The organism is Micromonospora sp. NPDC005413 (genome assembly GCF_040606435.1).
Taxonomy (GTDB): domain Bacteria; phylum Actinomycetota; class Actinomycetes; order Mycobacteriales; family Micromonosporaceae; genus Micromonospora.
Genome location: NZ_JBEXEV010000004.1, coordinates 104,965 through 117,520, shown reverse-complemented (window position 1 = coordinate 117,520; position 12,556 = coordinate 104,965). Strand labels below are relative to the sequence as shown.

Annotated in this window: 7 protein-coding genes; 6 read left to right on the top strand and 1 reads right to left on the bottom strand. The window is 69.0% G+C overall.

The genetic code is table 11. The annotated features are described in order from the left end of the window. Nucleotides 1-24: 24 nt before the first annotated feature. The 5 genes from ABZS37_RS08015 (at nt 25) to ABZS37_RS07995 (ending at nt 10,578) form a co-directional block, all read left to right on the top strand. Entirely contained in the window at nt 25-981 is a 957-nt protein-coding gene (locus ABZS37_RS08015) for a sugar ABC transporter permease (protein ID WP_355166730.1), read from the top strand. 11 nt (nt 982-992) lie between these two features. Next, entirely contained in the window at nt 993-1,880 is an 888-nt protein-coding gene (locus ABZS37_RS08010; protein ID WP_355166728.1) for a carbohydrate ABC transporter permease, read from the top strand. A gap of 140 nt (nt 1,881-2,020) precedes the next feature. Continuing rightward, on the top strand, nt 2,021-3,646 hold the full coding sequence (locus tag ABZS37_RS08005; protein ID WP_355166726.1) for a glycoside hydrolase family 13 protein: 1,626 nt from the start codon (nt 2,021-2,023) through the stop codon (nt 3,644-3,646). Between the two features lie 142 nt (nt 3,647-3,788). Continuing rightward, on the top strand, nt 3,789-6,686 hold the full coding sequence (locus ABZS37_RS08000; protein WP_355166724.1) for a discoidin domain-containing protein: 2,898 nt from the start codon (nt 3,789-3,791) through the stop codon (nt 6,684-6,686). Nucleotides 6,687-6,876: 190 nt separating this feature from the next. Further along, the gene (locus ABZS37_RS07995; RefSeq protein WP_355166722.1) at nt 6,877-10,578 is read left to right on the top strand and encodes a discoidin domain-containing protein; all 3,702 of its coding nucleotides are present in this window, start codon (nt 6,877-6,879) and stop codon (nt 10,576-10,578) included. A 30-nt stretch (nt 10,579-10,608) separates the two neighbouring features. On the opposite strand, the gene ABZS37_RS07990 is transcribed toward ABZS37_RS07995, so the two are convergent. Continuing rightward, nucleotides 10,609-11,379 carry a crotonase/enoyl-CoA hydratase family protein gene (locus ABZS37_RS07990; protein ID WP_355166720.1) on the bottom strand — a complete coding sequence of 257 codons (771 nt, stop codon included), beginning with the start codon at nt 11,377-11,379 and terminating at the stop codon, nt 10,609-10,611. Nucleotides 11,380-11,571: 192 nt separating this feature from the next. Here ABZS37_RS07990 and ABZS37_RS07985 point away from each other — a divergent pair, with 192 nt between their 5' ends. Next, a complete protein-coding gene (locus ABZS37_RS07985; RefSeq protein ID WP_355166718.1) occupies nt 11,572-12,426 on the top strand; it encodes a Rieske 2Fe-2S domain-containing protein in 855 nt (284 codons plus the stop codon). Nucleotides 12,427-12,556: the final 130 nt, after the last annotated feature.

Sequence of the window (12,556 nt, the reverse complement as noted above, 5' to 3'; positions counted from 1 at the left end):
TCACCGACTCACCCAGGAGTTGCCTTGGCGATCACCACCGTCCCGGAGACCCCCAGGAAACCGGGCCGCCCGCCGTCGCCGTACTCGGCGAGGCCGCAGCGTGCGAGCCTCGGCCGCAAGGTACGGGACAACCTCACCGGTCACGCGTTCCTGGTCGGCGCGGTGCTCTGCTTCGTCGTCTTCTCCTGGTACCCGATGATCCGCGGCATCGTCATGAGTTTCCAGCGCACCCGGCGCGGCGAGACCACCTGGGTGGGCTGGGACAACTACTCGCGCATCATCGCCGACCCCAGCTTCTGGACGGCCTGGCAGAACACCTTCTACTTCACGGTGCTCGCGCTCGTCCTCGGGTACGTGGTGCCGTTCTTCGTGGCAGTGCTGCTCAACGAGTTCCGCCACGCCAAGGGGTACCTGCGGATCCTGGTCTACCTCCCGGTGATGCTGCCGCCGGCCTCGGCGCTGTTCCTCTTCAAGTTCTACGCGTACGACCCCAGCGAGGCTGGGCTCTTCAACGCGATCCTCAAGGCACTGCACCTGCCCACCTCGCAGTGGATGCAGTCGCCGGGGATGACCATGCCGGCGATGGTGGTCGCGTCCACCTGGATGAACATGGGCGGCGCGGTGCTGATCTACCTGGCGTCGTTGCAGAACATCCCCGGTGAGCTCTACGAGGCGGCCGAGCTGGACGGCGCCGGGATCTGGCGACGTATCCGCCACGTGACGATCCCGCAGACCCGGCTGATCCTCGCGCTCCTGGCGATGCTGCAGATCGTCGCCACGATGCAGCTCTTCATCGAGCCACTGATCCTCGCCAACGGTGCGGGCGCGGAGGACTCCGCGACCTCGGTGGCGTACCTCATCTATCAGCACGGGTTCTTCCAGAACGACCTCAACGGTGCCGCCGCACTGGGCGTGATCATGCTCGTGGTGCTGGCCGGCTTCTCCGCCGTGTACGTGCGGCTGACTGCGAAACAGGACTAGGACGGCGAGGAATGGCACAGGACTCCGGAACCCGGACCCTCATCTCTCATGCCCAGCTCAGCCGAGGGCGCGGCCGGGTCATCTACTGGACGCTGCTGGTCGTCGTCGTGGCGGGGTTCACGCTCGTCTTCCTCGGGCCGCTCTACTGGATGGCCACCGGCGCGCTCAAGTCCGGCCAGGAGATCGCGCAGACCCCACCCTCGCTGTTTCCGAAGGACCCCCAGCCGCAGAACTACATCGACGCCTGGAACAACCTGGCCCTCGCCAAGCTGCTGTTCAACACGTTCTACTACGCGACGGGCGCGGTGCTGTTCCAACTGGTCTTCGACACCGCCGCCGCGTACTCGTTGTCCAAGCTTCGGCCGATCTTCGGCAACGTCATCCTCGCCCTGATGCTGGGAACGCTGATGATTCCGGCGATGGTGCTCATCGTCCCGCAGTACGTGACCGTGATCGACCTGCCGATCGTGCACATCAACCTGCTCGACTCGCCCTTCGCCATCTGGTTGCCGCTGGTCGCCAACGCGTTCAACATCTTCCTGTTGAAGCGGTTCTTCGACTCGATTCCGGAGGAGTTGATGGCGGCGGCCCTCATGGACGGGGCGACGCCGCTGCGCACGCTCTGGTCGATCATCCTGCCGCTGTCGCGTCCCATCCTCGGCGTAGTCTCGATCTTCGCCGTGACAGCGGTCTGGAAGGACTTTCTCTGGCCGAAGCTGGTCATGCCGTCGCCCGAGACCCGGACGGTCAGCGTCGGCATCTACGCCTTCGCTGGTGGCACGCCGATGAACGTGGTGATCGCCGCGTCGGTCATCGCCGCGATCCCGACCGTCATCATCTTCCTGATCTTCCAACGGAACATCATGTCCGGTCTGACCACGGGCAGCATCAAGGGATAGCCACCACCGCATCCTTCCGCGCGGCGAACAAGGACCGTTCGCCCGAGACATATCTTCCTCCGGCGAACCCACCGACGTACTGACGCAGAAAGCAGGTGCTCGTGTCCACAGCTGACAGAAGTCCGTGGTGGCGTGGAGCCGTGATCTACCAGGTGTATCCCCGGAGCTTCGCCGACGGCAACGGCGACGGCATCGGTGACATCGCCGGCATCCGGTCGCGGTTGAACCACCTGTCCGCGCTCGGCGTCGACGCGATCTGGTTCAGTCCCTGGTATCCCTCCCCGATGGCGGACGCCGGCTACGACGTGTCCGACTACCGCGACATCGACCCGGTCTTCGGCACCCTGACCGAGGTGGAGGCGCTGATCGCGGAGGCGCACGCGCTGGGCATCCGGACCATCGTCGACGTGGTGCCCAACCACTGCTCCGACGCGCACCCGTGGTTCCAGGCCGCGCTCGCCGGCGGACCCGGCGCGCCCGAACGGGACCTGTTCTGGTTCCGACCCGGCCGCGGCCCGAACGGCGACGAGCGACCCACCGACTGGGTCGGTGAGTTCGGCGGGCCGACCTGGACCCGCACCACCAACCCGGACGGCACCCCCGGCGACTGGTACCTGCACCTGTTCGCCCCCCAACAGCCGGACCTCAACTGGGACCACCCCCGGGTGCGGGAGGAGTTCGAGGACATCCTGCGGTTCTGGTTCGACCGGGGTGTGGACGGCATCCGGATCGACTCGGCCGGGCTCCTGGTCAAGGACGGGACGCTACCCGAGGTCCGGGAGGACCAACCGCACCCGTTCCAAGACCTCGACGGGGTGCACGACATCTACCGGGGCTGGCGTCGGGTCGCCGACGAGTACGCCGACCGGGCGCTGATCGGTGAGGTGTGGTTGCCGGACCGGCAGCGGTTCGCCAACTACCTGCGCCCGGACGAGCTGCACGCCGCGTTCAACTTCGACTTCCTCGGCTGCGCCTGGGACGCCACGGCGCTGCGGGAGAGCATCGACGGGACGCTGAGCGCGCATGCGCCGGTCGGCGCGCCGGCCACCTGGGTGCTCTCGAACCACGACGTCACCCGGCACGTCACTCGCTACGGGCGGGCGGACACCAGGTTCAGCTTCGCCGCCAAGCGCGAGGGGACCCCCACCGATCTGGAGCTGGGCACCCGCCGGGCCCGGGCCGCCGCGCTGCTCTCGCTGTCGCTGCCCGGTGCCGCCTACGTCTATCAGGGCGAGGAGCTGGGCCTCTACGAGGTCGAGGACATCCCGTACGCGCTGCGTCAGGACCCGATGTGGGAACGTTCCGGCCGGATCGACCCCGGTCGCGACGGCTGCCGCGTGCCGCTGCCCTGGGCTGGTGACGAGCCGCCGTTCGAGTTCAGCCCTGCCGGTGCCGCATCGCCCTGGCTGCCGCAGCCGGCCGACTGGAAGGACCGGACAGCCCGTGCGCAGACCGGGGACTCGGCCTCGATGCTGGAGCTGTACCGGGCGGCGATCCAGGCTCGGCGGGCCGACCCGGCGCTCGGTGACGGCGAGTTGACCTGGCTGCCCGCCCCAGCCGGGGTGCTCGCGTTCAGCCGTGGCGGTGGCTTCAGCTGCCTGGTCAACCTCTCCGACACACCTGTTCCGTTGCCGGCCGACGGGGAGCTGCTACTGGCCAGCGGGCCACTCGACGACGGGCTGCTGCCGCCCGACACCGCAGTCTGGCTGCGTACCGCCGAATTGGCGAACGGGCCGCGCGCGACGGGCGGACCCGGCCTGACCTGACTCTGATCGCCGTGGTGCCGGCGGCCCGTCCCGGCCGCCGGCACCACGCACCCGAGAAGAAAGGAGGAACGAGGGGGGAACGCGCTACGCCGCACCGACACGGGGGGATCTGGCCTGCCTGACGAAAGGGAGAGCACAGCTCATGGCCAACCACACCACCGGCACCCCGCACCACCTTCGATACCCGACCCGGGCAGGGTTGGCCGCCATCGCCGCCACCCTGCTCGCCGCCACATCGCTGACCGCCCTCGCGGTCACCGGTACCGCAACCCCGGCCTCGGCGGCCGGGCTGTCCCCCTTCGACATCCCCGGCCGCGGCGCCACCGTCCCGTTCGTCGAGCAGGAGGCGGAGGAGGCCGCCCACAACGGCACGAAGATCGGCCCTGACCGGCACTACGGCACGCTGCCGTCGGAGGCATCCGGCCGGGAGGCCGTCACCCTCGACGCCGTCGGCGAGTACGTCGAGTTCACCCTCACCGCGCCGGCGAACGCGGTCACCTTCCGGTACAGCCTGCCGGACAGCCCGGCCGGCACCGGCCGGGACGCCGCCATCGACCTGCGGGCCAACGGGACGCTGCTGAGGTCGGTCCCGGTGACATCGAGGTACGGCTGGTACTACGGCGGTTACCCGTTCAACAACAACCCGGGCGACACCAACCCGCACCACTTCTACGACGAGACCCGGGCGATGTTCGGCGGTACCCAGCCTGCCGGCACGAAGATCCGGTTCCAGGTCTCCTCGACCGCCCAGTCGCCCTCGTTCACCATCGACCTGGCGGACTTCGAGCTGGTCGCACCGGCGATCACCAAGCCCGCCGGTGTGCTCGACGTGGTCACCGACTTCGGCGCGGACCCGAGCGGCGCGACCGACTCGACCGCGAAGTTCCAGGCGGCGGTCGACGCCGGGAAGGCCCAGGGCAGAGCGGTCTGGATCCCGACCGGGACCTTCACCCTCTGGGATCACGTGGTGGTCGACGGGGTGACCCTGCGTGGCGCCGGCCCCTGGTATTCGGTGCTCGGTGGCCGGCACCCCACCGAGCGGAACAAGTCCGTCGGCATCTACGGCAAGTACGTCCCCGGTGGCGGCTACACCGGCCCGGTCCGCCCGCACGAGGCGAACGGGCCGAGCCGCAACGTGACACTGCGGGACTTCGCCATCATCGGCGACATCCGTGAACGGATCGACGACGACCAGGTCAACGCCCTGGGCGGCGCGATGACCAACTCGGTGGTCGACAACCTCTGGTTGGAGAACACCAAGGTCGGGGCGTGGATGGACGGCCCGATGGACAACTTCACCATCCGCAACAGCCGGATCCTGGACCAGACCGCGGACGGGGTGAACTTCCACACCGGCGTGACCAACTCGACGGTGACGAACACGTTCGTCCGCAACACCGGCGACGACGCGTTGGCGATGTGGGCGCAGAGCGTGCCGAACGTCAACAACTCCTTCACCCACAACACCATCGGCGTGACCCTGCTGGCGAACCACCTGGTCAGCTACGGCGGGCGGGACATCAAGATCACCGACAACGTGACGGCCGACTCGCTCACCAACGGCGGTGGCATCCACGTCGCGAACCGCTACCCGGGCGTACAGGGCGCCACCGGGGTCCAGGGCACCTGGACGATCGCCCGGAACACGTTGATCCGTAACGGCAACTCGGACTACAACTGGAACTTCGGCGTCGGCGCGATCTGGTTCTCCGCCCTCAACGAGGCGTTCCAGAACCCCACCATCAACATCACCGACACCGACATCCTGGACAGCTCGTACGCGGCGCTGCACTGGATCGAGGGTCAGACCAACGGGATCAACCTCAACAACGTGCGGATCGACGGCGCCGGCACGTACGCGCTCCAGGTGCAGGCACCCAGCCAGGTGTCGTTCACCAACGTTCGCGCCACCAACATCGCGCAGAGCAACCCGATGCACAACTGCGTCGGCGGTGGTTTCCAGATCACCCAGGGCGCCGGCAACTCCGGCTGGTACACGCCGACCCCGTACTGCGGCCCGTGGCCGAACCCGCAGTGGGGTGGCGGACCCACCTCGCCGCCTCCGACCACGCCGCCGCCCACCACACCGCCTCCGACCACGCCGCCGCCCACCACTCCGCCCCCGACCAGCGGAAACCTGGCACTGAACCGGCCGGCGACCGCGACCAGCACCAACCAGAGCTACACGGCGGCCAACGTGGTGGACGGCAACGCGGCCAGCTACTGGGAGAGCGCCAACAACGCCTTCCCACAGTCAGTCACCATCGATTTGGGCTCGGCCCGGTCGGTTGACCGGGTGGTGCTCAAGCTGCCCGCCGGCTGGGAACGCCGTACCCAGACGTTGTCGGTGCTCGGTTCCACCGACAATTCGTCGTACGCCACGCTGGCGGCTTCCGCCGGTCGGGTCTTCGACCCCGGCACGGGCAACGCCGTGTCGATCGGGTTGCCCGCCGGTGACCGCCGCTACATCCGGGTGACCGTCGCCGGCAACACCGGCTGGCCGGCCGCGCAACTCTCCGAGGTCGAGGTGTACGGCGGCACGCCCACCACGCCGCCGCCGACCACGCCGCCACCCACCACGCCGCCGCCGACCACTCCACCCCCGACCACGCCGCCGCCCAGCGGCAACCTGGCGGCCGGGCGGCCGGTCACCGAGACCAGCCACTCCGACGTGTACGCCGCCCCCAATGCGGTGGACGGCAACCCGAACACCTACTGGGAGAGCGCCAACAACGCGTTCCCGCAGTCGCTGACCGTGGACCTGGGTGCCAACCGGTCGGTGTCCCGGGTCGTGCTGAAGCTCCCACCCTCATCGGCCTGGCAGACACGTACGCAGACGCTGTCGGTGCTCGGCTCCACCAACGGCTCGACGTTCACCACCCTGAAGGCGTCCGCCGGCTACACCTTCAACCCGTCCAGCGGCAACACGGTCACGGTGACCTTCGCGTCGACGAGTCAGCGGTACCTGCGGCTGACCGTCACCGGCAACAGCGGCTGGCCGGCCGGTCAGCTCAGCGAGTTCGAGATCTATTCCAGCTAGGCCGGATGCCCCCGCCCGCCCAGGGCGGGGGCGACCCGGTCCGGGCACTCCGGCGCAACGCAGCCCCGGTCGTCCGACCCCGTCCCCAACCCGCACCGTCCCCCACCTGTCGCGGAACGACGGGCGTACCCCTGCACCCGTCGCCGGGCAACGCACCCACACCCACCCCCGAAAGAGGTGTAGCGACCCCATGTCCAGAAACGGCACCAGACGAGGCACGCCGCCGACCGGCGCGCCCAATCCCGTCCCCGGCACCACCCGCACGGGCCACCGACGGCTGCTCGCCGGCGTGCTCGCCGGGATGCTCCTCGTCACCGCCCCGGTCGTCACCCCCGCGGCCAGCGCGGCACCGAAGGTGGACCCGTCCGCAGCCGCCGCACGTGTGGCCATGCTCGCCGGGCTCTCCGCCACGATGACCGCCAGCAGCTACAACCAGAACTACGTGGCGAGCAACGCCAACGACGGCAACGCGGACACCTACTGGGAGAGCGCCAACAACGCGTTCCCGCAGTGGATCCAGGCCGACCTGGGCGCCACGGTCAACGTCGACCGGGTGGTACTCAAACTGCCGCCCGCGTCGGCGTGGCAGACCCGCACCCAGACGCTGTCGGTGCTCGGCTCGACCAACGGCTCGTCCTTCACCACCCTGAAGGCGTCCGCCGGCTACACCTTCGACCCGGCCACCGGCAACACCGCGACCGTCAGCTTCACTGCCGCGAGCACCCGCTACGTGCGGGTGCAGGTCACCGGCAACAGCGGTTGGCCCGCCGCGCAGTTCTCCGAGGTCGAGGTCTACGGCGCCGTCGGCAGCCCCGACACCCAGGCTCCCAGCGTCCCCGGCAACCTGGCGTACACCCAGCCGGCCGCTGGGCAGATCCGGCTCACCTGGTCGGCGTCCACCGACAACGTCGGAGTGACCGGGTACGACGTCTACGCCAACGGCGCGCTGCGCGGCAGCGTCAACGGCTCGACGCTGACGTACACCGACAGCCAGCCCGACAGCGCCACGGTCTCGTACTCCGTACGGGCCAAGGACGCGGCCGGCAACCAGTCGGCCAACAGCAACACGGTGACCCGGACCGGCACCGGCAACCCGCCGGTTGGCACCAACCTGGCGGTCGGCAAGCCGATCAGCGCGTCCGGGTTCGTGCACACGTTCGTGGCCACCAACGCCAACGACAACAACGTGGCCACCTACTGGGAGGGCAACGGCAACCCGAGCACGCTGACCGTGCAGCTCGGCGCGAACGCCAGCCTCAGCCAGGTCGTGCTGAAGCTGAACCCGGACTCGGCCTGGGGTGCGCGTACGCAGAACATCACCGTGCTCGGCCGCGACCAGGGCTCCTCGACCTTCACCACCCTGGTCGGCGCGGCGAACTACACCTTCAACCCGGGCAGCGGCAACACGGTGACCATTCCGGTCTCCGGTGCGGCGGCCGACGTGCGGCTCTCGATCGCCTCGAACACCGGCGCCCCGGCCGGACAGGTGGCCGAGTTCCAGGTCTTCGGCACCCCGGCACCGAACCCGGACCTGACCGTGACCGGCATGTCGTTCAGCCCGTCCGCGCCCGTGGAGACCAGCACCATCACGCTCTCCGCGACCGTGCGCAACGCGGGCTCGGCGGCGTCCGGTGCCACGAACGTCAACTTCTACCTGGGCTCCACCCGGGTCGGCACCGCGTCGGTCGGCGGCCTCGCGGCCGGCGCCTCGACCACGGTCAGCGCCAGCATCGGCACGCGTGACTCGGGCAGCTACCCGCTCAGCGCGAAGGTCGACGAGTCGAACACCGTCGTCGAGCAGGACGACACCAACAACAGCTACACCAACCCCAGCCCGCTCGTGGTTGGCGCTATCGCCAGCTCCGACCTGGTCGCCTCCGCGGTCGACTGGTCACCGGGCAACCCGCCGCCCGGCAGCACGGTCACCTTCTCCGTGTCGATCCGCAACGCCGGCAATCAGGCGTCCGCGTCCGGCGCGCACGGCATCACCCTGACCGTCCTCAACGAGTCCGGCACCGTGGTCCGTACCCTGACCGGCTCGTACTCCGGCGTGATCAACGCGGGGGCGACGGTCGGCCCGATCAGCCTGGGCACCTGGACCGCCGCGAACGGCAAGTACACCGTCCGGGTGGTGCTCGCCGTCGACGGCAACGAGCTGCCGGTCAAGCAGACCAACAACACCAGTGACCGCCCGCTCTTCGTGGGGCGCGGCGCCAACCTCGGCTACGACATGTACGAGGCGGAGGACGGCACGACCGGCGGTGGCGCCGGACAGGTCGGGCCCAACCGGGACATCGGTAATCTTGGCGGCGAGGCGTCCGGACGTCGGGCGGTGACCCTGAACAGCACCGGCTCGTACGTCGAGTGGACCACCCGGGCGGCGACCAACACCCTGGTCACCCGCTTCTCCATCCCCGACTCGCCGGGCGGCGGAGGCATCGACTCGACGTTGAACATCTACGTCAACGGCACCCTGCACAAGCCGATCAACCTGACCTCCAAGCACATCTGGCTCTACGGTGCGGAGGCCGGCCCGAGTGACTCGCCGAGCGCCGGCCCGCCTCGCCACCTGTACGACGAGGCGAACGTCATGTTGAACTCGACCATCCCGGCCGGCAGCAGGATCCGACTACAGAAGGACCCGGCCAACACCACCACGTACGCGATCGACTTCATCAACCTGGAGTTGGTCGCACCGCGGGCCAACCCGGACCCGGCCCGATACCGGGTGCCGACCGGCTTCAGCCACCAGGACGTCCAGAACGCGTTGGACGCCGTGCGGATGGACACCACCGGCAACCTGATCGGTGTCTACCTGCCGGCCGGCACCTACGAGACCGCGCAGAAGCTTCAGGTGTACGGAAAGCCGATCACGGTGGTCGGCGCGGGCATGTGGTACACCCGCTTCCAGACGCCGACCAACCAGCAGAACACTGACGCGGGCTTCCGGGTGGAGTCCTCGGCCAGCGGGTCGACCTTCTCGCACCTGGCCTTCTTCGGCAACTACACCAACCGCATCGACGGGCCGGGCAAGGTCTGGGGTGAGCTGAAGGACGTCGACAACATGACCCTGGACAGTGTCTGGGTCGAGCACACCGTCTGCGCGTACTGGGGTGTGAGCGTCAGCGGGCTGACCATCCGCAACAGCCGCTTCCGGAACACCTTCGCCGACGGTGTGAACCTGACCAACGGCAGCACCAACAACCTGGTCACGAACACCGAGGGGCGGTCGAACGGCGATGACGCGTTCGCCCTCTTCTCGGCCACCGACCAGGGCGCCTCGACCTCCAACCACGGCAACGTGTTCGAGAACCTGTCGGCCACGCTGACCTGGCGGGCGGCCGGGCTGGCCGTCTACGGCGGCTACGACAACGTGTTCCGCAACCTGTACATCGCGGACATGCTGACGTACTCGGGGATCACCATCAGTTCGCTGGACTTCGGCTATCCGTTCATCGGGTTCGGGGCCAGCCCGCCGACCCAGTTCCAGAACATCTCGCTGATCCGGGCCGGCGGGCACTTCTGGGGATCGCAGACATTCCCCGCGATCTGGGTCTTCTCGGCCTCGAAGGAGTTCCGCGGCATCCGGGTGTCCGACGTGGACATCGTCGATCCGACGTACACCGGGATCATGTTCCAGACCAAGTACAACGGATCCCAGCCGGAGAACCCGATCACCGACACGGTCTTCACCAACGTCTCGATCAGCGGCGTCCGTAAGAGCGGTGACGCGTTCGACGCGAAGTCGGGCTACGCGATCTGGGCCAACGAGATGCCGGAACCCGGCCAGGGCCCGGCGGTCGGCTCGGTCACCTTCAACAACCTGCGGCTGACCAACAACTACCAGGACATCCGCAACACCACGACAACCTTCACCATCAACCGCAACTGATCTGGCCCGCACCAGGTGCCGCCGGGAGGTTCACCCTCCCGGCGGCATCGTGCCGTGCCGACCCTCGCCGGCGGCGAACCGGGACGCTCCGGCAGCCGTGTCGGTGGCCAGCGAGTTCATCCCGTACGCCAACTCGGTCGCCAGCGCCTCCGACTCGGGCCGCCCGGCGCCGGCCAGCACCGCCGCCCGATCGTTGCGCAGGCAGGTCTGCGGGTGCCGGGCGATCTCCGCCGCCAACTCCTCGGCCGCGGTCCGCGCCTGGCCGGGTGGCACCAACCGATTGACCAACCCCATCGCGTACGCCTCATCGGCCGGCACCGGGCGGCCCGTGAGGATCAGGTCCATCGCCCGGCTCTCGCCGATCAACCGGGGCAGCCGGACGGTGCCACCGTCGATCAGCGGCACTCCCCAGCGACGGCAGAACACCCCGAGCGTCGCGTCGGACTCGGCGACCCGCAGGTCGCACCAGAGCGCCAACTCCAGCCCGCCCGCCACCGCGTACCCGGAGATCGCCGCGATCACGGGTTTGCTGAGCGCCATCCGGGTCGGACCCATCGGGCCATCTCCCTCGGGCTCGACCCGGTTGCCGCTCGGTGTCCCGATCGCCTTGAGGTCGGCTCCCGCGCAGAAGGTGCCACCGGCCCCCCAGAGCACGGCCACCGCCGCGTCCGGGTCGGCCTCGAAGGCGCGGAAGGCGTCCGCCAGCGCCCGGGCGGTTGGCCCGTCAACGGCGTTCCGAGCAGCCCTCCGATCCAACACCACGGTAGTGACGGCACCGACCCGTTCCACCCACACACCCATCACGTCAGCATGCTCGCCGAGCCCCGCCACCCACAATCCCCGTCGATCTTGCACTTTCATTCGCCAGTATGAGGCTTTTGTCAGGTCTTGTCGGGGCAGGAAGTGCAAGATCAAAGGGGCATGATCACGTTGCGCTACAGGTTTGTCACCCTTGGTCGGTTTGCGACCTCGTTTGCCGGGAAGTCGGTACTCGTGCGAGAACTTCTGACGAAAGTTGAGCAGGCATCCAGCCTCGACCGGACCGGTGACCGCTTGCAGCGCGCGGTCCTGAGCACGCTGCGTCCGCGGCGGCTGCGGGACCTGCTGCACGGGGTGACCCTGGGGCATCCCCTGCACCCGGCGATGGTGCAGGTGCCAGTGGGTGCCTGGATCAGCGCTGCCGTGCTGGACCTGATGCCGGGGCAACGCCGGCCCGCCACCATGCTGGTCGGCCTGGGCACCGTCAGCGCGGTGCCGGCGGCCATCGCGGGGCTGAACGACTGGGCGGCACTCGCGCGGGACCAGCGCCGGGTCGGCCTGGTGCACGCCGCCGCCAACACCGTCGGCATGACGCTCTACGCCGGCTCGCTGGCCGCACGGCTCTCCGGTCGGCACGGCGTCGGCCGGGCACTCGGGTTTATCGGGCTCTCCGCCGTGAGCCTCGGGGCGTACATCGGGGGTCACCTCGCGTACAAGCAGGGGGCGCAGGTCAACCAGAGCGTCTCCGAGCTGCACCGGATGACCGACGGCTGGCACTCGCTGGTCGACATGGCGACGCTGCCGCAACGCACCCTGATCACCCGAGAGGTGGACGACGACATCTCGGTGATCCTCTACCGGCACGATGACGAGGTCACCGTGATGTTGGAGCGTTGCCCGCACCAGAGCGGGCCACTCGGCCAGGGTGAGGTCCAAGAGATCGACGGTCACGCCTGCGTGGTCTGCCCGTGGCACGGCAGCGCGTTCCGACTCAACGGCGGCGAGGTCGTGCAGGGCCCGTCCGGCAACGACCAACAGATCCTGCCGACCCGGATCCAAAACGGAGTGCTCCAGACCCGCCTGCCCTGACAGCCACGACCGTGGCGGCACCCTGACAGTCGCGCAGTCGCGCAGTCGCGCAGTCGCGCAGTCGCGCAGTCGCGCAGTCGCGCAGTCGCGCAGTCGCGCAGTCGCGCAGTCGCGCAGTCGCGCAGTCGCG